The organism is Furfurilactobacillus milii, assembly GCF_009864005.1.
In the GTDB taxonomy this organism is placed as follows: Bacteria; Bacillota; Bacilli; order Lactobacillales; family Lactobacillaceae; genus Furfurilactobacillus; species Furfurilactobacillus rossiae_B.
Map to the genome: position 1 here is coordinate 27,557 of NZ_WEZQ01000019.1, position 22,205 is coordinate 49,761.

Annotated in this window: 20 protein-coding genes and 1 tRNA gene; 15 read left to right on the forward strand and 6 right to left on the reverse strand. The window is 43.1% G+C overall.

What is annotated here, in order from left to right; translation table 11 throughout:
- The first annotated feature begins 409 nt into the window (after positions 1–409).
- Complete coding sequence (locus GB993_RS10010; RefSeq protein WP_161004188.1) at positions 410–2,734, forward strand: glycoside hydrolase family 65 protein; 2,325 nt, start codon at positions 410–412, stop codon at positions 2,732–2,734.
- A gap of 280 nt (positions 2,735–3,014) precedes the next feature.
- Here the strand turns inward: GB993_RS10010 and pnuC are convergent, their stop codons facing one another.
- From pnuC to GB993_RS10035, 5 genes are all read right to left on the reverse strand, one after another.
- Positions 3,015–3,782, reverse strand: coding sequence for a nicotinamide riboside transporter PnuC (pnuC, locus tag GB993_RS10015; protein ID WP_161004189.1), 768 nt, complete (start codon positions 3,780–3,782; stop codon positions 3,015–3,017).
- Positions 3,783–4,186: 404 nt separating this feature from the next.
- Entirely contained in the window at positions 4,187–4,408 is a 222-nt protein-coding gene (locus GB993_RS10020; protein ID WP_017262197.1) for a hypothetical protein, read from the reverse strand.
- A gap of 140 nt (positions 4,409–4,548) precedes the next feature.
- Positions 4,549–5,370 carry a hypothetical protein gene (locus GB993_RS10025; protein WP_161004190.1) on the reverse strand — a complete coding sequence of 274 codons (822 nt, stop codon included), beginning with the start codon at positions 5,368–5,370 and terminating at the stop codon, positions 4,549–4,551.
- 330 nt (positions 5,371–5,700) lie between these two features.
- A tRNA-Arg gene (locus GB993_RS10030) sits at positions 5,701–5,772 on the reverse strand.
- 179 nt (positions 5,773–5,951) lie between these two features.
- Positions 5,952–6,986 carry a serine hydrolase domain-containing protein gene (locus tag GB993_RS10035; protein WP_161004191.1) on the reverse strand — a complete coding sequence of 345 codons (1,035 nt, stop codon included), beginning with the start codon at positions 6,984–6,986 and terminating at the stop codon, positions 5,952–5,954.
- 129 nt (positions 6,987–7,115) lie between these two features.
- Between GB993_RS10035 and GB993_RS10040 the strand changes: the two genes are divergently transcribed.
- Both GB993_RS10040 and GB993_RS10045 read left to right on the forward strand, forming a co-directional pair.
- On the forward strand, positions 7,116–7,520 hold the full coding sequence (locus GB993_RS10040) for a MerR family transcriptional regulator (RefSeq protein ID WP_161004192.1): 405 nt from the start codon (positions 7,116–7,118) through the stop codon (positions 7,518–7,520).
- Positions 7,513–7,839 (forward strand): YrdB family protein, encoded by a 327-nt coding sequence (locus GB993_RS10045; protein ID WP_161004193.1) that lies wholly within the window; start codon positions 7,513–7,515, stop codon positions 7,837–7,839. Before GB993_RS10040 ends, GB993_RS10045 begins: the two co-directional genes overlap by 8 nt.
- A 5-nt stretch (positions 7,840–7,844) precedes the next feature.
- On the opposite strand, the gene GB993_RS10050 is transcribed toward GB993_RS10045, so the two are convergent.
- Complete coding sequence (locus GB993_RS10050; RefSeq protein WP_161001639.1) at positions 7,845–8,165, reverse strand: DUF898 family protein; 321 nt, start codon at positions 8,163–8,165, stop codon at positions 7,845–7,847.
- A gap of 163 nt (positions 8,166–8,328) precedes the next feature.
- On the opposite strand from GB993_RS10050, the gene GB993_RS10055 reads away from it, so the two are divergent.
- From GB993_RS10055 to gap, 12 genes are all read left to right on the forward strand, one after another.
- Complete coding sequence (locus tag GB993_RS10055; RefSeq protein ID WP_161004194.1) at positions 8,329–9,147, forward strand: aldo/keto reductase; 819 nt, start codon at positions 8,329–8,331, stop codon at positions 9,145–9,147.
- A 236-nt stretch (positions 9,148–9,383) separates the two neighbouring features.
- Positions 9,384–11,594 carry an anaerobic ribonucleoside-triphosphate reductase gene (gene nrdD, locus GB993_RS10060; protein WP_161004195.1) on the forward strand — a complete coding sequence of 737 codons (2,211 nt, stop codon included), beginning with the start codon at positions 9,384–9,386 and terminating at the stop codon, positions 11,592–11,594.
- On the forward strand, positions 11,539–12,120 hold the full coding sequence (gene nrdG, locus GB993_RS10065) for an anaerobic ribonucleoside-triphosphate reductase activating protein (protein WP_161004196.1): 582 nt from the start codon (positions 11,539–11,541) through the stop codon (positions 12,118–12,120). Before nrdD ends, nrdG begins: the two co-directional genes overlap by 56 nt.
- A 310-nt stretch (positions 12,121–12,430) precedes the next feature.
- On the forward strand, positions 12,431–13,474 hold the full coding sequence (locus tag GB993_RS10070; RefSeq protein WP_161004197.1) for an aldose epimerase family protein: 1,044 nt from the start codon (positions 12,431–12,433) through the stop codon (positions 13,472–13,474).
- Positions 13,475–13,728: 254 nt separating this feature from the next.
- Positions 13,729–13,974, forward strand: coding sequence for a hypothetical protein (locus GB993_RS10075; protein ID WP_017262211.1), 246 nt, complete (start codon positions 13,729–13,731; stop codon positions 13,972–13,974).
- Between the two features lie 50 nt (positions 13,975–14,024).
- Entirely contained in the window at positions 14,025–15,458 is a 1,434-nt protein-coding gene (locus tag GB993_RS10080; protein WP_161004198.1) for a glycoside-pentoside-hexuronide (GPH):cation symporter, read from the forward strand.
- A gap of 44 nt (positions 15,459–15,502) precedes the next feature.
- On the forward strand, positions 15,503–16,672 hold the full coding sequence (locus GB993_RS10085; protein WP_161004199.1) for a galactokinase: 1,170 nt from the start codon (positions 15,503–15,505) through the stop codon (positions 16,670–16,672).
- A 16-nt stretch (positions 16,673–16,688) separates the two neighbouring features.
- Entirely contained in the window at positions 16,689–18,155 is a 1,467-nt protein-coding gene (locus GB993_RS10090; RefSeq protein WP_161004200.1) for a UDP-glucose--hexose-1-phosphate uridylyltransferase, read from the forward strand.
- Positions 18,156–18,185: 30 nt separating this feature from the next.
- Positions 18,186–19,178 carry a substrate-binding domain-containing protein gene (locus GB993_RS10095; RefSeq protein ID WP_161004201.1) on the forward strand — a complete coding sequence of 331 codons (993 nt, stop codon included), beginning with the start codon at positions 18,186–18,188 and terminating at the stop codon, positions 19,176–19,178.
- Positions 19,179–19,483: 305 nt separating this feature from the next.
- Positions 19,484–20,260 carry a glucose 1-dehydrogenase gene (locus tag GB993_RS10100; protein WP_161004202.1) on the forward strand — a complete coding sequence of 259 codons (777 nt, stop codon included), beginning with the start codon at positions 19,484–19,486 and terminating at the stop codon, positions 20,258–20,260.
- A gap of 223 nt (positions 20,261–20,483) precedes the next feature.
- Entirely contained in the window at positions 20,484–20,984 is a 501-nt protein-coding gene (locus tag GB993_RS10105; protein ID WP_161001648.1) for a phosphatidylglycerophosphatase A, read from the forward strand.
- A gap of 193 nt (positions 20,985–21,177) precedes the next feature.
- Positions 21,178–22,194 carry a type I glyceraldehyde-3-phosphate dehydrogenase gene (gap, locus tag GB993_RS10110; RefSeq protein WP_161004203.1) on the forward strand — a complete coding sequence of 339 codons (1,017 nt, stop codon included), beginning with the start codon at positions 21,178–21,180 and terminating at the stop codon, positions 22,192–22,194.
- The last annotated feature ends 11 nt before the right edge of the window (positions 22,195–22,205 follow it).

The following is a 22,205-nucleotide window of genomic DNA, read 5'->3' on the forward strand; positions in this document are numbered from 1 at the left end:
TAAACCCCCAAGGGTCTTCAACCTCGACCGGCTTCACTCATGTTGTACTAGATTTAGCTAAATTTAAAGCTAAAAATAAGAAAATGGGTCGCAATTGAATCTGCTGTTACATGTATGTGAGGGCGTCACCGTTGATACCGAGTCGTGAAGGTGGTGTTAATTCGAATGATTCTGTTGAATTTACAGCACGGACGGCTGGGAAGACTCGGGGTCTTGCGAGGCTTCCCAACGAGGTGAAAGACTGTGACTTTCAGGCTTGAACCGGTCCCACGACAAGTGTATCAACGGTGACAACCGGCAGTAAGGGCAGTAAGGTTCAATAGTTTAAAGGTAAAATCTTGCGCATATTGAAGCGGTTGCACTATGATGAACACGATGATAACGCTGATTTGTTGGAGATGTAATTCATATGGCAATAAGTGAGCAAAAACAGTCGTTTCAACTTCACTTACAGGATTTAACGAACCGTAATGCCTCATTCCTAGAGACCATCTACGCGTTGGCAAACGGACATCTAGGCGTGCGCGCCAGCAATCCATTACAAGGGAACCTGCGATTAGATGAGGGGATGCCTGGCCTATTTGTGAATGGCTTTTATGATTTGAGCCACATTACATATGGGGAATCATACGCGGGTTACCCAGAAAATAACCAAACCATCGCTCAGTTACCCGATCCACGATACCTCGTCATTGAGGTCGATGGAGAGCGATCGGATCAAACGACATTTGCCACTCGAGTTGTGGATAAAAACCTCGATATGGAAACGGGGTTACTTAATGAACTGTTTGAGATAACCACACCTTCTGGAAAAGTACTTCAGCTATCCTTATCGACATTTGCATCACAGGCTGATGATGGTATTTACTGTGTCAGCTACACCATTCGGCCGATTAACTTTAGTGGGGCGGTGAAGTTGTACAAGCAGCACCCTTATATTGATCAGGTGTTTACCCGGGATGGCGATATTCGTGCGGTGTCGCGAAATAACATTTTGGATCGGCAGTTTTTGAATGCAGACTTTCCGGCTATGCAGATCACGACGCAACGGAGTCAATTGGGGCTAGTCCTTATGTGGCGTTATTTGGGTGAAGACTCCTTGGTCAAGTTTGACCGTTCGGACGGTATGCCCAAATACGTAATGGACCTTGACCTCCAACAAGGTTTGGCAGAATCCTTTGACTTCGGTTATTCCGTCGGGCGTATTCACAGTCTGATGGATGTCGCGATGAACCACACGCAATACTTGAAAAACGCAAATGCACATCTGGAGCATCATTCGTTTTCAACATTGTTTACAGAATCTGCCCACAAGATGCAGGAGTTCTGGCACAATTCGGATATTCGGATTGATGGTGATCCTGAAACGCAAAAGGGGATTCGCTTCAATCTCTTCCATCTGCATCAGTCTGCTGGTCACGATGGAAAGACCAGCATTCCGGCCAAAGGACTCACTGGGGCAGGTTATGAAGGACATTATTTCTGGGATACCGAAATGTTCATGCTACCAGCCTTCATTTATACAGATCCGCAAATGGCCCGGGCGTTGCTAACGTATCGTTACCATACGCTGGATGAGGCGCGACGTCAGGCCCGAGACTTTGGCTTGGACGGCGGGGCAATGTTTGCTTGGCGGACAATCAACGGGATGGAGGCGTCGCCTTACTTTCCTGCTGGCTTGGCAGCTGTGCATATTAATGCTGATATTGCGTATGCGGTCGCTGAATACGTGCAGGTCACAGATGATCAGGATTTCTTGGTAAAGATGGGATTTGAACTGATCTTGGAGACAGCGCGCTTCTGGCAACGTTTCGGTAGCTTCGGTATTGACGGACCACAGGGCGGTAAGTTTGTGATTAACAAAGTGACCGGACCCGATGAATATTCGGCAATGGTGAATAATAATTATTACACCAACCGGATGGCTCAACACAATCTCCGTCTAGCCGTTAGCTATGCCAAACAACTTAAGAAGAGTCATCCAAGTAAGTTAGAAGAACTTGGGGTGACCGAAAAAGAATTACAGTCCTTTACACACATTGCAGATAGCATGTACCTGCCGTTTGATAAGGAACTCGGTGTCAAGATGCAGGATGATGGTGCCTTTAACATGGAGATTTGGCCATTCGATCAGACACCACGGGATAATTACCCATTGTTGCTTCATTACCATCCAATGCGTTTGTATCGCCATCAAGTCAACAAGCAAGCCGACACACTGATGAGTGATTTATTGTTCCCGGCAGATCAAGATATTGAACAGCTCAAACGTGATTTTGATTACTATGAGCCATTAACGACACAAGATTCATCGTTGTCGCGACCAATCTTTAGTATTCTGGCCCATCGAATTTTAGCGCATCACAAAGCGTACCGTTATATTGCAGAATCAATCCTAACCGATTTGAACAATAGTCAGGGCAATTCCCAAGACGGCGTGCATGTTGGCAACATGGGTGCTAGTTGGATGGAAATGACGTTAGGCGTAGCCGGCATGATTCGCGCTGACCGTGGCTTGGAGTTTCATCCACACTTACCAGTTCAGTGGTCGGCGTTGACGTTTAAGATTCGTTATCGTGGCAGTCAGTTTGAAATGCACATCACACGTAATCAAGCGCACTTTAGCCTGATTGAGGGTGATCAGGTGACGATTTACTGTGACGGACAGGAAGTGGCCTTAAGCAGCAAAGCACCAGTCAAACGGATGATGACCGTTAATTTAACGGAGAAATAGAATTGATATTAGGAGAGGGCGATTGGCTTTCTCAGATAATTCAAATGCGACGTTTATGGGGCTTTCTCATGGACGTCGTATTTTATTTAAGTTAGATGAACAAAAGACAATGCTATGTCTCGCAGTTACGGCAATTTCACCAAAATCAAACTGAGGTCTCATGCCCCAAATTATAGAAATAGTGTAAATGGCACGAGAAAACCCCAACAACTTCAAAATTGCCGGGGTTCGTTCGATAAATTTAGCTGTGCGTTGCTCTATCTATGTGTTGATGCGGAAATTAGTTCTGGTGAACAGCTTCCATTTGTTCGAAGTAAGCTGTTTCCTTCTTAGCTTCAGCAGCCTGGTTCTTTTTGTTGTACCAAGGTGAGATAGTGAAGGCTAAGAAGTCGTTCATCAAGTAGACAGAACTGTTAACAAACATGGCAAACGTAGCATCACCTTGACGGAAGGAAACGGCCCACAAAACCATTTGTGCTAAACCGGAAGCAACCCACCAGATATACTGCTGTTTGAACCGCATGAAGCAGATGACACCGGCACATGCGGAGATACTGAATGAAATGGCATCAATCCAAGGACGTGGGTCGTTGGTAACTGCACCAATGACGTAACCGGAGATCCCGTAAACAATTAATGTAGCAATAATAGCAACTGTGGTACTGCGCCATGTAAATGAACGAATTTTGCTGACCATGTTTTTGTTCCAGCTTGGGCTTAGCAAAACTGGCAGGTCAAGTGTTGCCATGTAAACAATCTGTTCACCGATGGACAGGTAGTTTTTGGCAGAAAAACCAACATAAATAAAGCAAAGTGCAGATAACACACCAAGTAAGCCGTTAACACTCTTAGCTTGGTTGATGGCCAAGATACAAAGTACCCCAAGTGTTGTTCCGATGAACGTAATCAGGCTAACCAAACTGAAGGGGTTTGAAACTAAGGTCATCACTTGTGCACCTAATGAAAAACCAAAGAGCCAGTATGAAGCCTTGTGCCAACCAGTTAGCTGGTGGCCGAGAAACTTAAAATAATTGGTAACGTGACGCATGAAAAGATCTCCATTCTATGATTTGTATTTGTGGCCCGGTAGAAGTAAAAGATTCAGGCCCGCAACGCACTGATAGATATGTTAGCACCCAGACCGTGGAAAACAAAATGCCTGTCAAACGCTTATTGTATGTAGCATGAGTTAACGCTGCGTGGCGATTTGAGACCGTGATGGCGGCACTGAGAGCTATTTTGTGATGGACACAAGATGATGTGAAAACTTTTTTGAAAAATCTATATATTGTATGTAAAATTCATGAAAATGAATGAAAATAATCCGCAGTAATTTTTGCATTTCAAGGTCAAAACCGTGTTAGAACAAGAAAAGGCTCCACAAAATGGCTACGAAAGCCCATTTTATGGAGCCACAACATCTAGATGCCTCATTGAGGGGGAGTGAGTCGACTAGATGAGTTGGAAACTCAGTTGTTGGTCGCGCAGTTTGAAAATTTGACCGAGGTGGCTGAAACGTAATTGCAGGCGTTTAACGCCATCCAAGTTAGTGTCCAGAATTTCAATGCGGTACGCGGCAGTTGGCGCCGGGTGAATCAGGTTAAATGTGATGTATTTACCTTTAGGGAAGTGAATGCTGTGATGGCCAAGTTCGTTATGGAAAATTGTAATCATAGTTATTCCTCCTTGTGTTTGCTAAGTATGAGTACGAGTTTAGCATGCGTTTTTGAGGAGAGGTAATTATGTGCCTGTGAGTTAAAAATATAAATGTTTGCTAGAGTGTTTTGTATCCAGAAATTTAATAGTTTTAACGATTAATCGTCATCCTGATTGGCATCGTCGTTTGTATCAACAGAGTTGTTGTCATCAGACTGGTTGCTTGAATCCGTATCATTTTGATCATTATTAGTGTCGTTATCATTGGACTGACTATCATCGTCATTAGAATCAGTGTCGGTATCCTGTTGATTATCAGAGTCACTGTCCTGACTATTACTATCCTCGCTGGAGCTATTACTTTCCTGTTCGGATTCTTCCTTTGCGTCTTGAGCGCCCAGACTTTCAGCACCAGCAGTTAAATTGGCGAGTGCATCTATGTCCGATTGTGAATGAATCCATTCGTCAGCTAGGGCCTTTTTGGAATGAGTTTCGTTGGTAAAGGTGCTGCTTGCACCTTCGCCTGAAGATGGTGCAATTGTGACCGAATTAGCATCAACAGAAATTAACTTGCAACTAGAATCCACCGTGCCTTGTGAGAGCATTTGTTGATGATTTTCAGTATCGGTATCTAAACTAAACGATGTTAAATTGGCTGCGCTGATGCTATCATTTGACGAATAATTCCAGTCCTTGATATAGGCTAGAACATACCACTCGTCGTCACTAAGTTTAGCAGCTAATTCCATACTAGAGTCCATGTTGGTGTTTTGATTACTTGAGCTGGAATTAGATGTTGCGGAAATGGCAGCGGACGAGCTATTTGAATTTGAGGCTTTTTCTGAACCAGCCTTATCGCTTTGTTTTGCACTTGAATTTGTGCGAACAGAATTCGTATGATGATTAGTTGTGTTATTACTACAACTGGCTAGAATGAGTGTGCTTAAAACTGCAATACTAAAGGTCAATGTCTTTTTCATTATGAATCTCCTTAAAAAAATTAAGGGGTTTTTGTGTGCTCCTATGATCACATAAATCTAATACTAATATGGTCTAAAGTAATGATTCGAGCAAGTTTTGATGTCAAAGAAGCGTAATGATTGATCAAAAGGGCATCTCGGAATTGAGCGTCGAGATCGAAAAATGAATTACATAGTTTAAAAATATTTGTTAGCTAGTAGTCGAGACAGTTACGCCTGTTAGCTTTGCAAGTATGAAAGGTTGACCACATAAAAAAGTTAAAACAAAAACCGACATTCCAATGAGTCTGAAATGTCGGTTAATTGTGTTTATTCTATTGAAGCTTCCGATGCGCTTGGGGGGAATCGAACCCTCATCTCAAGAACCGGAATCTTACGTGCGATCCATTACACTACAAGCGCAAACCGTTTATACCGAACAGGTACCCTACTATATTAGCGAAAACGGTTCGGAAACACAAGTCTATTTAACCGATTTTCAATGGAATTGGTTGGTTCCCGGTTGAAAGGGAAGTTAGGTGCTTACGAATGACCAACTATTTGTCAGTTTGTCTGCACTATAAACGACAGTGTGCATTGAGTTACTTAGAGTTAAATGAGGCTAAGAATCGTTCACGCCAACCGTCTGAAGCTTTTAGCCAATCCTGAACGATTTCATCAGTAGGTGAGACATTATATAAATACACCATGGCTAAATCATGTTCAGGGGATAAGAAAAAGTCTGACCAGTAGCCAAGAATTTGACCGCTGTGCCAATACCAACTGTTAATTTTCATCCAACCCATGCCGTATTTTTCGTGTTTTAAGTTAAAGCACAGCTGCTGGCTAGCGGGTGATAACAAAGTGTTTGTCATGGTCGCACAGGCCCATTTTTTAAGGTCGACTAAATTTGTTACCATGGCACCGTCACCAAGTTGGTGATTGCCTCGACCAAGGTTGACGACATTGCTGCCTTGGTAAAGATAACTGTCTGCCTGACTTTTCTCTGTGCCAACGTGGGTGTTGGAAAGGGTCAGTGGAGTCAAAATGTGCTCTTGAATATAGGCAGCATAGGAGGCACCTGTCACTTGTTCTAGAACTCCAGTTAGTAAAGTGTAATTAGTATTGCTGTACGCAAACTGTGAACCTGGTTTGAAATCCAACTGTTTGCCATTAATCATACTTACAATCGTTTTAAGTGAGAAATCCGTACCTAATGTTTTATTGATTATGACTTCTGTGACTTCTGGCGATAAGCCAGTATGTTGTGCTTTTTCTTCAGCCTTGGCAACAATCAGATCTGTGTAATCTGGAATACCAGAGTCCATATTGAGCAGTTGTCGAATTGTGACCTTATCACCAAGCTGATAATCAGGTAAATATGTTTTAAGCGATTGATCCAAACTGAGTTTACCAGATTCCACCGATTGAAGAATCGCAGTAGCGGTAAATTGCTTGGTAAGTGAACCAATGCCCATGGTTGTTTCATCCGTAAATGGCGTGTGTCGTTCAAAACTGGCGTAACCAGAAGTATGCTGGTAGAGCGTTTGAGATGGCGTCAGCACTGCTAATGCACCATTGAAGTGGTAGTGTGCATTGATGTCAGTAAGCTCATTGAAAAGACTATCAAATTTCATAGTTATGTTTTTAACGCTTTCTGTTGTTAAATATCTAAAAAATGTTGCTGTAAATTGCTTGACCCTTGTCTGTACACTAATGTTATATTGAGCGCAATGTTAGCGCTGATGACTCGAAAGGCAAAGCAGATGAATATTGCTCAATTTGCTAAGTTAGCAGGCTGCACTGTTGAAACGCTAAGATACTATGACCGGGCCGCACTGTTTCAACCGCTCCGCCGTGGAAATGGGTATCGTGAGTATGCTCAGACTGATTTAGATGTCGTCAAAATGATTATTAATCTTCGTAAAGCCGACGTTGACGTTAAGACGATTAAACAAATAATGGTCCTTTTCAAAACGCCGGTGACAACGGCATGTTACGAAGACACACTTTCATTTATTGCCGGACAAAAACAATCTTTTAAAGAGAAGGCCGAATTGTTTACGCGGTTAGCAAAAATCACCAACACTTTGGAGTCACAGGTGATGAATGGCGAATCCTTAACTACGCTTCAAAAAACATTGAAAAAGGTAGGCGAGGGAAATGCTTAAACTGGCAAACGATGGTGTTCGTTTTGTATTCGAACAGGCCACACTGCTATTGATTGTTTGGAGTGGTTTCAGAGGCAATTTAGCGAGTAAATTGATAATTGGTATTTTAATCCCCATTGCTGCCATCATCTTTTGGGCACGGTTTATGGCGCCGGCCTCTCCCAATCGTTTGACAGAAAGTCGTCGAATAATCGCCGAATGTGTTTTGTTTGGTGGCACAGGTGTTTTGGTCGCTCAAAAATTTAGTTCAAAATTGGCAATTATCTACTTGATCATGATTACGATTAATATAGTTTTGGACCATGCGTTAAATGCATAGTCGGCTTAGTTGATGAAACGCGTATTTTTGGCTTTCCAGTCATTTAGTTTGATGCGAACCCAGAAGCTATAAATGCCTAGCGTAATAATTGACAGCAACAGCCACTTAATCCAGTTGCCAAATAAACCAACGGCGGAACCGGTAAATTGCATTCGGTGACCATCAATGACCGTATGATTGATCCGCCAGCCGTAGAGCATCGTAATCGACCATGGATAGCAAATGCCTAAAGTGAAAAAGGTGACAAGAAAGCCTAAAATTGACCAACCGATGTAAGCGAGTAAACCACCATCAAAGAAAGAATTGCGGCCATATTTCATTTCCATACTAGAAACCTCGTGTTCATAATAATAGTTTAATAACTTGATTCTACTAATTCCAGATTGTGTTAGCAATGAGTTTCGCTGGATTCAGCCGACTTGACAGGTCGTAGGCAATCCGGTTTATGATAATCTTGTTTGAATGTGAAAACTAAGAAGAGGTGCGCAGATGGGTCAAATAAAATTTGAATTACCTAAAGTCGGTTTCGGTACGTATCAACTGACGGGCGAGACTGGTATGAACACGATTAAACAAGCTATTAATACAGGATACCGCCTAATCGATACGGCGATTAGCTATGAAAACGAAGGCGCAGTGGGTGCCGCCATTAAGGCCAGCGATGTTGATCGTGATCAGTTGATTGTGAGTTCAAAGTTGCCCGGTCGCGACTATCATCATGACGATGCGATTAGTGCCGTTCAAGAATCCCTATATCGAAGTGGCTTAGATTACTTCGATTTGTTTCTATTACACTGGCCCAATCCTAAACAGAATTTGTATGTGGAAGCTTGGACGTCTTTGATCGAAGCGCAACGCCGTGGGTATGTTAAGTACATTGGTGTTTCAAACTTTACTGGTGAATACATTGATCGTTTGCAAAATGAAACTGGCATTCAGCCGGTAGTCAATCAGATCGAACTTCATCCGTACTTTAATCAAGAAGCGCAACGTCGGTATGACTACGTAAATGGCATCATCACCGAAGCGTGGAGTCCACTAGGGCGTGCCTCGGCGATGTTGAAAGATCCAGTGTTGCAACAAATCGCTAATAAACATCAATGTGGCGTTGGTCAAGTGATTTTGCGCTGGGAACAGTCGTTAAATGTCGTGCCATTACCTAAGGCAGCACATGTTGATCGGCAACGGGCAAGCTTGAATTTGGATGCAATTGATTTAGACCAGGCAGACATCACTGCAATAAATCAGCTTACTAAGCCTGATGGACGGACATTCAATCAGGATCCCACTGTTTACGAAGAATTTTAAGTGCCTTGTGGCAAAATTTTGTAACACAAACGCAATAAACAAAAAATAATCCAAAAAAATGACAACCTGTTGTGCTGCACAACAGGTTGTCATTTCGTTATCTAGGCAATTTTGTCTTTGAATCATTTAATTGCACACCATATATAGTTATCCACAGGATATACACATACTACATATTGATTTAACGCTCGCAACCAGTATTATAAATACTATCATCAATAAAAGGTTGTGAGCGAATGGAGAATGTTCAAATTACGAATCCCTTGGCAATATTAAAATTGTTGCCAGTTCAAAAACGCGGCGGAGCAATGACTCAATTCTACCCCTATAAGATTGTGTTTGTCCTCCACAAATTGGTCAGTGATGAAGATTTAATTAACGAAATTGAACATGACCTTGTGAATGCACTGCACGATTTAGAGACTATTCCAACAGCAGAAATTCACCGAGTTTTACATAATAGCTTATTGAAACACGATCAAATGGAGGCTGCTGATGCTTATGAGGCCTATTTTAAGCATGACCAGGATCAATTTGCAGCAGCGACCAGTGTTGAGGCTCGTATTCAAAGGTTGTTTAGTCGGGACGCGGACGTGGTTCATGAAAATGCGAATAAGGACAGTCATGTTTTTAACACGCAGCGTGACCTTGAGGCTGGTGCGGCGAGTCGAGCCATTGGTTTAAAAATGCTACCAGATATTGTGGCTAAGGCCCATTTGCGTGGTGACATTCACTGGCATGATCTTGACTATTCACCAGTCACACCTGAGACAAACTGCTGCCTAATCGACTTCGATGAAATGCTGGCGCATGGTTTTAAAATTGGTAACGCGTGGGTTTCATCGCCACATTCCATTCAAACAGCGACCGCTCAAATGTCACAAATCATTGCCAACGTTGCGTCACTTCAATATGGTGGGTGTTCGGCAAACCGAGTTGATCAGCTACTGGCACCATACGCGCAACTGAATTACGACAAGCACATGGCGGATGCTGAACAGTGGGTCGCCGAAGACAAACGTGAAGATTACGCGCGTCAGAAGACGCAAAAAGATATTTACGATGCCATGCAGGCCTTGGAGTACGAAATCAACACGTTGTATTCGTCACAAGGGCAGACGCCATTTACAACGGTGAACTTTGGACTGGGAACCAACTGGATTGAGCGTGAAATTCAGCGGGCTATTTTACAGATTCGGATTAAAGGCTTGGGAAAAGAACACCGGACCGCAATTTTTCCGAAACTGATTTTTACTGTTAAACGCGGTCTCAACTTGAATCCACAAGATCCTAATTATGATATTAAGCAATTAGCAATTGAGTGTTCAACCAAACGAATGTATCCAGATCTCTTGATGTATGACAAAATCAAAGCGCTCACTGGCAGTTTTAAGACGCCAATGGGGTGTCGTTCTTTTCTCCAAGGATGGAAAGACGAAAACGGCGTGGAGGTTAACTCTGGCCGCATGAACTTAGGTGTAGTGACCGTCAACTTGCCACGGATTGCGTTGTCAGCACACGGCGACAAGAAGCTGTTTTGGGATATTTTTGAAGAACGCATGGCCGTTTGTCATACGGCACTGGCTTACCGAATTGAGCGAACGAAAGAAGCTAAACCGGAGAATGCACCGTTACTCTACATGTATGGTGCGTTTGGCAAACGTCTTAAAGCGGACGACGACGTTGATGAGTTGTTCAAGAATGAACGGGCGACAATTTCACTTGGTTACATTGGTATCTATGAAGTGTGCACGACTTTCTATGGACCTAAATGGGAACATAATCCTGAAGCGCACGATTTCGCTGAAAAGATTGTTGCCGCACTGCGCGAAAAATGTAATCAATGGGCAAAGGAAAGCGGGTATCACTATAGTTTGTATTCCACTCCAGCTGAATCGCTGACCGACACGTTTGCCAAGGATGACATTGAGAAATTTGGTAGGGTGGCTGACGTGACAGACAAAGAGTATTACACGAATAGCTTTCACTATGATGTTCGTAAACACCCGTCACCGTTTGAAAAACTGACGTTTGAAGAAGTCTTTCCAAAATATGCTTCAGGCGGTTTTATTCATTACTGTGAGTACCCGAACTTGAAGCAGAATCCTAAAGCTCTCGAAGTCGTTTGGGACTGGGCCTATGATCACGTCGGCTATCTAGGCACAAATACGTCTATTGACCAGTGCTTCAAATGTGGCTTTAAGGGTGAATTCAAAGCGACAGCTAAGGGCTTTGAGTGTCCACAATGTGGCAATCACGATCCGCAATATTGTGACGTGGTCAAACGGACGTGTGGTTATTTGGGCAACCCACAGCAACGTCCAATGGTTCACGGTCGTCACATTGAGATTACGTCACGAAAGAAAAACATGACTTCGGAGATGATTAAACATGCAGCAGCGTACGAAAGGACCAAACAATCCGACACCCAAAGAATGGCTCGCTAGTGAGCACAGTTTGGATTATGTAGCGGACTATAAACCGTTTAACTTTGTTGACGGGGAAGGGGTGCGTTGCAGCCTATATGTGAGCGGCTGCTTATTTCATTGTCCAGGCTGCTACAATGTGGCCGCACAGAACTTTCATTATGGGCATCCGTATACACAAGATCTAGAGGATCAAATTATCACGGATTTGAGTCAGGATTATGTCCAAGGCTTGACCCTGTTGGGTGGCGAACCATTTCTCAACACGCATGTTTGCATTCAGCTGTGCAAACGAATTCGTCGGGAGTTTGGTCACAATAAGGATATTTGGTCATGGACCGGTTACAAGTGGGACGAGTTGCTGAAAGATTCTGATGACAAGCTTGAGTTATTGGCGTTGATTGATATTTTGGTTGATGGGCGGTTCCTTGAGTCAAAAAAGGACTTAACGCTGCAATTTCGTGGGAGTTCAAACCAACGAATTATTGATGTGCCGAAGTCGTTAGCTCAAGACAAGGTTGTGATTTGGGACAAACTCGTTCGTTAATTGCTATGGTTATGTGCATGTTGATTGGCAGCCGTGGTGGGCAAATATGCATATTTCTAGTGGAATCGGTTTATTGTTACCGTTTTGCAGTTTTTTCGACATACTTCACTTCAACGTTTGAGTTCCGTGAAAACGATTGGTCAATAAAAACATTTCAAAAGCTAGAGGCTAAAATGGCTAGCTTTTGAAATGTTTTTATGTTTAAGAGGCCAGTTGGAAGAAGGAGTTAATTAAATGTCCTTGAAACCGCTTCCATCAAAAACTATAATGACTCTAGTAAAGTTTAGTAAAAATTGTGGAGGCGTCCTTTATGAATTTTAGTCAGCAACCGTTTGGTAAATTAAGTGATGGTCGATCAGTCGACCAGTTAATTTTAAGTAATGATAATCAAGTGTCATTGCGTGTATTAACGTTAGGCGCCACGTGGCAAGGATTTGACGTGCCTGATGGTAACAATCGTAAGAATTTGTTGATCAGTTACGATCAACTCAAGGATTACGAAGCCACACCGTTTTATGTTTGTAAGACAGTAGGTCGGGTAGCTGGCCGGATCGGCCAAGCGACTTATGACATTGATGGGACGACTTATCACAGTGACCAAAACGAAAACAAAAACACGTTGCACGGTGGTTTACATGGCTTTTCTGACCGTGTTTGGTGGGTTGTTGGTCACCAAGAGACGACTGATGCTGTTTCCGTCACGTTAGGAATTAGTGTTCAGGGTAGTGAAGATAATTTTCCTGGCGACATGGATGTTCTTGTGACCTATAGTTTGACGAACGCTAACCGGGCAACCTGGTCAATTACGGGTACGGCAACAGCTAAGACACTATTTAATCCTACGTTACACACATACTTTAATGTGACGGATAACGAAGCACTGACCACACAACAGTTGCACATTAATGGCAAGCAGCGCGTTTTGTTGAACAGCGAAAAAGTTCCTACTGGTGAACTCAGTGATGCTACCGGTACAGCCTATGATTTCAGTAAGACAGGGACTGTGACAGATCATTTGGCTCAGTTGAAAGAAGAAAACGGTGGCAAAGAATTCGACGATGCCTATCGTGTCAATGGGGATGAACATACCCCGATTGCAACGGTCAGTGACCCGGCTAGTGGCCGCGCTGTGGACCTATATTCTAGCCGGAATGGCTTAGTGATTTTTACGGCTGACCCACTAGCCTATGATAAGGACGAAGCTTATCAGGCTAGTCATCCTTATACGGCCTTGGCCATGGAAGCACAGTGGCTACCAGATGCCATTCATCACGATGGCTTTGGCGATGTTGTGTTACCAGCAAATGCACCACAAACGTATAGTATTAGTTATCAATATCGGGAAATGAAATAGTTGAGTTAGGTTAAATAACGTCCGTTTGATGTTCAGCAGTAGCTGATATCAAACGGACGTTTTGTTTGTCAGTTGAAAAAAGAGACTAAAAAAGTTTAGTAAAAATATTTATAAGCTATGAAACTGATTGGGCAGGCAAAACAACCGGTTGCATAGCATTTGTATACAAAATCACATTGTTGAAACTTTTAGTAAAACTGTTATTATCGACTTTGAAATCGCTTACATAACTATTTTATTTGGAGGTTAGCAAGATGGCTGATAAGAATCAGAAAATCAAAATTGACCCTGATAAGTTTGCACGTGCGGTGCTGGGTGGCAATGCGCAACGCGAGGGCGAGGAAAACAAGTTGTACATCAAACGTCAATTGACGTTGTACCTTGAATCCGTTTTACTCGTGCAAGATTTCAACGGTTTGGAAGAAACATCATTCGACATGGCAAAAGAAAAGCAACGTAATGCCATTCTCGAAAAAGTCATTGAGCGTCGCTATAACTAATTCGACAAACGAACGTTAAATTAGTCGAATGGAAAAAGGAGAACTTGAAAATGAATCAAGTCAAACAATATTTATCCTATGCGCTTGGGGCGTTTGGTCACGACGCATTCTATGCAACACTTAGCACTTATTTTGTTATTTTCGTTACTAGTCAATTATTTAGTTCAGGTAATCATGCAAATGATGCCAAGATGATCAGTGCTGTTACGCTTACCATGATGGTCATTCGGATTATCGAAATTGCATTTGATCCACTGATTGGTGGGATGGTTGATAACACGCGCACTAAATGGGGCAAATTTAAGCCTTGGTTAATGATTGGTGCGACCGTTAGTTCTTTGATGCTTATCCTGATCTTTACGGATTTTGGTGGCTTGACTGTTAACAAGCCAACGTTATATCTGATTCTCTTTGGAGTAGCGTTCGTGATATTGGATATCTTCTATTCGTTTAAAGATATTTCTTTCTGGTCAATGTTACCTGCCTTAACTGTTGATTCTGGTAAACGTGCTCGTTTTGGGACGATTGCCCGTTTCGGTTCTACTTTAGGTGCACAAGGTGTCGCTTTGGTTATCATGCCAACAGTCACTTTGGTATCTGGTTGGTTCGGTGGTGCAAGAGGTCAGCAAACCCAAATTGGTTGGGTTGGCTTCGCCGTTTTGATTGGTGCTGTTTCATTCTTAGGCGCTTTGGCAACCGCTTTGGGAACTAAAGAAGAAGATAACATCATTCGTGAAAACACTGAGAAGGTTGGGATTGTTGGAATCTTTAAGGTGCTCTTCAAGAATGACCAATTGATGTGGTTAGCATTGTCTTACTTTATGCTAGCATTCGGTTACGTTATCACTAGTTCATTATTCCTGTACTACTTCAAGTACGTTATGGGAAAGGCTGGATTATTCTCGCTAGAAGGTTTAGTAACTGCTATCTTAGGGATCATCTCGGTCATCCTGTTCCCATTCTTGGAATCACTGATTAAACGGAAAGCAATTTATGTTGGCGGTATTTGCCTCATGTTAGTTGGCTACGTTGTCTTCATGTTTGCTGGCACTAATCTATTCTTAGTATTGCTTGCTATTTCGCTGATTTTCTTCCCTTACCCAATGATTTTCTTAGCTGCTTTAATGACAATTACTGATTGTGTTGAATATGGTCAATTACGTTTAGGAACTCGTAACGAATCGGTTACTTTAGCGGTTCGCCCATTGTTAGACAAATTGGCCGGTGCATTTGCTAACGGTATTGTTGGTCTTGCTGCGGTTCACGCAGGAATGATTGGTAATGCTAAACCAAGTAGCATTACGGCTACCGAAATGCTTCATTTCAAGACTTACATTTTCTACGCACCAATGGCGATGCTTGTCATTGCCGCTGTTGTTTACTTAACAAAAGTTACCTTAACTGAAGCTAAACATGCTGAAGTTGTTAAGGAATTGGAAAAGAAGCTTGGTGCGGATTCAGAAGATATCGCCAAGATTAAGTAATTAAAATGCAGCAATAAAAAATGTTAAAAGGTGGTTTATACATTATGGATGCAGCAAGTATTAAACAAGAATATCAAGATGCTTTTGATGTCGCACCACAGTCTGTTTTCTTCTCACCTGGCCGAATCAACCTGATTGGTGAACACACTGATTACAATGGTGGTCACGTATTTCCATGTGCGATTACATTAGGCACATACGGCGCTGCTTCACCACGGACAGATACAACGGTTCGTTTGTACTCAGGCAACTTACCCAAGGATGGCGTGCTTACTTTTGATGTAAACGACTTATCCTTCAACAAGGATTTTGGTTGGGGTAACTACCCAAAGGGGATGCTTTACGAACTAGCCAAGAAAGGTGCCAAGTTTGACCATGGCTTCGATTTGTACGTTCATGGGAACTTGCCTGATGGCTCTGGTTTGTCGTCCTCAGCATCATTAGAATTATTGGTTGGTGTCATTGCCAAGAAACTTTACAACCTCGACGTTGAACAGATGGACTTAGTTTATGCCGGTCAACAAGTCGAAAATGACTATATTGGGTTGAATTCCGGTATCATGGACCAGTTTGCAATTGGCATGGGTAAAAAAGACCAAGCCATGTTCCTAGACGTTAACACCATGAAATATGAATATTATCCGGTTGATTTAGGCGATAACGTTGTCTTAATCATGAACAGTAACAAGTCTCATGATTTGGCTAGTTCGAAGTACAATGAACGTCGCTCACAGTGTGAAGAAGCATTGCGTCGCATTCAACAGGGGGTTGATGTGAAAACATTGGGTGATTTGACCAAAGAACAATTTGACCAAGCAACCTACCTAATTAACGATGCGACCTTGATCCGTCGGGCACGCCACGCTGTGTTTGAAAACCAGCGGACAATTGATGCCAAACAAGCATTGGATAATCATGATTTAAAGACGTTTGGTCACCTTGTTAGCGCATCACACATCTCATTGCAGTATGATTATGAGGTGAGCGTCCCAGAACTCGACACGCTAGTTGATACTGCTTGGGCACAAGAAGGTGTTCTTGGTGCTCGGATCATCGGTGGTGGCTTCGGTGGTTGTGCAATTGCAATCGTTAAACGCGACCAGGTTGATCATGTTAAGCAAGTTGTTGGCGACACGTACCTGAAGCGCTTTGGTTATGCAGCGGACTTTTACGTGGCTGAAATTGCCGATGGGACTCACGAAGTTACGGCATAAACGTAGGAGTGACATTATGGTAGAAGATGCAGTAGAGAATTTAATTAGCTTAGCTGTTCAGAATGGCGCAGCAGAACCGCTAGACCGGGTTTATTTGAGAAATCGGATTTTTGCCTTAATTGGTGATGAAATGGCTGTTGCCCTAGAGGGTGATGGGGTTGAAGCTATCAGTGAGGCACTGGTTAATGCGGCCGTGGAAAACGGTAAAATCGAAGATAACCAAACAGCCCGCGAACTATTGGATGCGCAGCTGATGGACTTGACAACGCCACGACCAAGCCAGGTCAACGAACGTTTCTGGGAAGATTATCAGACTAGTCCTGAAGCAGCAACAAAGTATTTTTACGGCTTGAGTAAAGCCAATAACTACATTAAAACAAAGGCAATTGCAAAAAACATTGTCTTCAATTCAGCAACAACGTTTGGTGACTTGGAAATCACGATCAACCTATCTAAACCGGAAAAAGATCCCAAAGCGATTGCGGCAGCCGCACACACAGTAGCGAGTGGCTATCCACTTTGTCAGTTGTGTTTGGAAAATGAAGGCTACCTAGGTCGCCTTGGTTATCCCGCACGAAGTAATCACCGGGTGATTCGACTTACGGTGGGGGGTGGTCCATGGGGCTTCCAATATTCACCATACGCATACTTCGGCGAACATGCGATTTTCCTCGATCAACAACATGTCCCAATGAAAATTAATCGGCAAACATTTACTAATTTGTTTGAGATTATTACGCAATTTCCACAGTATTTTGTTGGTAGCAATGCTGATTTACCAATTGTGGGCGGCTCTATGTTGAGCCATGAACATTATCAGGGTGGTCGGCACAACTTCCCAATGATGAAGGCGCCGATTGCTTCAACGTTTAAATTAGCTGATTATCCAGACGTTAAGTGTGGTGTTGTGAAATGGGCGATGTCGACAATTCGTTTGACTGGCACTAATCAGCAGAACGTCGCAGATGCCGCTGAACACATTCGTGAAGTTTGGAATCATTATGACGATCCAGCAGTTTCTGTAAAAGCATATGACGGTGAGACCCGACATCATACAGTTACGCCAATTGCTTATCGCGATGGTGATCAATTTGTTCTCGATATCGTGTTGCGGGACAACCAAACTTCCGCCGCTTATCCGGATGGCATTTTCCATCCCCACAAGGATGTGCAACACATTAAGAAAGAAAACATTGGTTTAATCGAAGTTATGGGCCGTGCAATTTTGCCTGCTCGTTTGAAGACCGAAATGCAAGAAGTTCAAAAATTCTTGTTGGATCAGCCAAACGACATGGCGGACTATCACCGTACTTGGGCAGAGGAGCTCAAGGAAAACAATACGGTTACGGATGATAATGTCGAACAAGTAGTCGACGATGCGATTGGTAAAGTCTTTGGTCGCGTTTTGGAGGATGCTGGTGTGTTCAAGTGGAATGCTGCTGGTCGTGAGGCACAATCTCGGTTTATTAAAGCGATTGAATAATATTTTGAATGTGTGGGAAGGTGAGAGGCAGTGGCAACGCTGAAAGATATTGCAACACGAGCAAATGTTTCACTTGCGACTGTTTCTCGTGTGCTTAACTATGATGCGACGATGGCGGTCAGCAAAGAAACGCGGCAACGGATTTTTGAAGCTGCCGAGGCGCTAAATTATTCCAAACGCAAACGGAATCATCAAACTAACGTGGTCAAACAAGTCACAGTGGTTGAATGGTATTCTCAGATGCAGGAAATGGAAGACCTGTACTATATGTCGATTCGCATTAGCATTGAGCATGCGGCAATGACAGCAGGTTTTCGAGTTCAAACGGTCTTTGCTGGTTCCTTGGATCAGATTCACGAGGATACATCCGTGATCATTGCACTGGGTAAGTATTCTCAGGCGGAAATCCTAAAATTAACGGGCATCACGGATCGGATTGTATTTGTGGATTTCGATGCGATGGGATTAGGTTATGATTCGGTCGTTACGGATTTTCAATATGCGATAAGTGATGCAGTTCATCACTTAACTGACGCCGGTGTCCGCCATATTGGGATGATTTGCGGTACGGAGATGACCACAGACCGTCAGCGAGTCATTGAGGATCCACGAAAAGCGCCGTTTCAGATGGCAATGGGCCTGGACTACAATGAAGCGTTCGTTACACAAGGCGATTATTCGCGTCAATCGGGTTACCAACAAATGAAAGCATTGATTGGTGACTTACAGAACCAGTTGCCAGACGGTTTTATCATTACGAATGATGCCATGGCAGTTGGGGCGTTGAAAGCGTTGAACGAAGCTAACATCAGCGTGCCTGATCGGGTTCAACTAGTTACGTTTGATGACACGTCAATCGCCAGTTATGCGATTCCAGGATTAACTGCGGTGCACGTCGCAACTAATCACATGGGCGAGGCGGCGGTTCAGTTAGCCCAGGAGATTACTAAGGCCGATCATCCGATAGCAAAGAAAATCGTTTTGGGTACGCGGTTGGTTCAACGTGAAAGCACAAAATTTTGAACAGGACTAAAAGCAGATTTAACGCGGTTTGGCTTTCTTGGATAATACAAATGCGATGTTTATGGGTGGTTACCATGAGCATCGCATTTTTGTGTTAGATGGACAGATGTCAGTGTTATATTTCACGATTGCAGAAAAATTGTTTGTTGCGGTTTCACCGAACTTTAAGTTGAAATATTATGTTCCAAACTCATTTTTATTTACCTGATGAATGTAAAACGAAAGTAATAGACAGTTGTTATGAGGGCGCTTACAATAACAATGTCTCAGTCACTTTAGACAAATCAGAAAATGAGGTATTTTTTATGAGTAAGAAAGTTGCAATTGTTACTGGTGGCGGTCAGGGCATCGGTGCCGGAATTGCTTTGCGATTAGCGCAGGATGGCTTGGCTGTTGTAGTCAATGGGCGAACTGAATCAAAGCTAACTTCTATTGTTGATAAGATTAAAGCTAATGGTGGCGAAGCCTCAGCATTTGCTGGTGACGTTCAATTCAAGAAAACCAATACAGATTTAGTTCAATTTGCACTGGATAAATATGGACGTCTCGATTCTTTTGTCGCTAACGCTGGGATTGATTGGGTGGACACCATTGAAGATACCCCTGAAGAACAGGTTGACAATATTTTAAACATCAATCTCAAATCCCAAGTATGGGCTCTACAAACGGCACCAAAGGCATTGCGTAAGAATGGCGATGCTGGTGGGTCCATTATCTTGGCATCATCAATTGCTGGAATGCAGGGCTTTGAAATGCTAGGCCTGTACTCTTCAACAAAGTTTGCCACACGCGGACTAGTTCAGGCAGCAGCAAAGGAACTTGGTCCAGATAAGATTAGGGTTAACGCATATAATCCTGGTATTGTTTTAACACCGATGTGGGACGAAATTGATGCGCGTTTTGCAGAGCGTACTGGTGCGGCTATTGGCGAGACACGTCAAAAGTTTGTCGATTCAATTTTGCTTGGCCGTGGTGAGGAACCTGAAGATATTGCGAACTACGTATCCTTCTTAGTTTCTGATCAGGCCAACTATATTACTGGACAATCCTTAGCAGTTGATGGTGGCATAATGTTCCAGTGATTGGGTTGATTTAAAGCAGCTAATAAAAGATGGACGGATTAACGTTTATATTTTGACGTTTATGTTCCGTCTTTTTTTATGGGTAATTAGGAAGAATCTTGACCCGTCAAACATGCTTTTTTTGCCTAAAGTGTGTACGCTAGAATAGGTGTGCAGAAGACCGTCATCCTAGTGGGATGATAGTGAACACATTTAGATTTACGGAAGGAATGACACTTAAGATATGAATAACGCATCATTTAAATACCCAGATCAGGCTGCTTATAAACTAGTAACTGCCCAGTTAGCAGCAAAGAACATTACTTACAAAGAAATTGCTGCGATTACGCAGGACATGCAACGCGACTATTTGCCAGACGTTCCGCTCAGCGAGTTTGAAACGGAAACTGAGGATGTACTCCACAAACGCGAAGTGATGAACAACGTGATGGTGGCGCTTGAGTTGGATCGACTGGCAACTGAGAATCAACTGAAAGAACCGTTGGAATCGATTATCAGAAATGATGCCGGCGTGTTTGGTGTCGATGAGGGGCTGGCGCTCAACATCGCAAATATCTATGGCACGATCGGTGTAACCAACTATGGCTATGTGGATAAGGTTAAAGAAGGCGTGATCAAACGGCTGGATGAAGAAAAAACCGACCAGGTCAATACCTTTATTGACGATATCATTGGTGCGATTGCGGCAGCGGTGGCTGCAAAAATGGCACACAAATACGCTTAGAGTTTGGTAAGAATTTGAACTTTTAGCAAACGGAAGAATCTTCTGCTAAGTCGCGTCACGCTTATGAAACAATCAAATGTAAGCGAATGAAAGCACTTGTGAAAACGATCCTAACGTTTGCAGGATTTGGTCGATTGTCATATAATTACATCTGTGTTAAACATATATTTTCCTTAAGGGAGGAAGTTCACCAATGACTGTTAAAATTGGTATCAACGGATTTGGCCGTATCGGTCGTTTAGCTTTAAAGCGGATCCACGAATTGAACACTAACGACATCGAAGTTGTTGCAATCAATGATTTGACTACACCTTCAATGTTGGCTTACTTACTCAAGTATGACTCCACTCATGGCAAGTTCCCTGGTGAAGTTAGTTCAACGGACAAGGGCATTGTCGTTGACGGTAAGGAAATCCCTGTATACGCAGAACGCGATGCAAAGAACATTCCTTGGGTTAAGAACGACGGTGTTGACTACGTGCTTGAATGTACTGGTTTCTACACTTCAGCAGAAAAGTCACAAGCCCACTTGGATGCCGGCGCAAAGCGTGTTCTGATCTCAGCACCTGCTGGTAAGATCACAACTGTTGTTCCTGGCGTTAACTTGGACGTTTTGAGCAACGACGATAAGATCGTTTCCGCTGGTTCATGCACGACCAACTGTCTTGCACCACTGGCTTACTTCATGAACGAAGAATTCGGTATCAAGGTTGGTACGATGACGACGGTTCACGCCTTCACATCAACCCAATCAATCCTTGATGGCCCTCGTGGTTCAAAGCCTCGTAACAACCGTACTGCTTCTGTTAACACGATTCCTCACTCAACTGGTGCTGCTAAGGCCCTTGGTTTGGTTATCCCAGACTTGAACGGCAAATTACAAGGACACGCACAACGTGTTGCTGTTGTTGATGGTTCATTAACTGAATTAGTAACTGTTCTGGACAAGAAAGTTACTGCTGACGAAGTTAACGCAGCTATCAAGAAGCACACTGAAGGCAACGAAGCCTTTGGTTACAACGACGACGAAATCGTTTCAAGCGATATCATCGACGATTCACACGGTTCCGTATTTGACCCAACTCAAACGGAAGTTACAACTGCCGGTGACAGCCAATTAGTTAAGACTGTTGCTTGGTACGACAACGAATGGGGCTTCACTTGCAACATGATCCGTACGTTGTTGAAGTTCGCCACTTTGGAAGCTTAATTTAAATCATT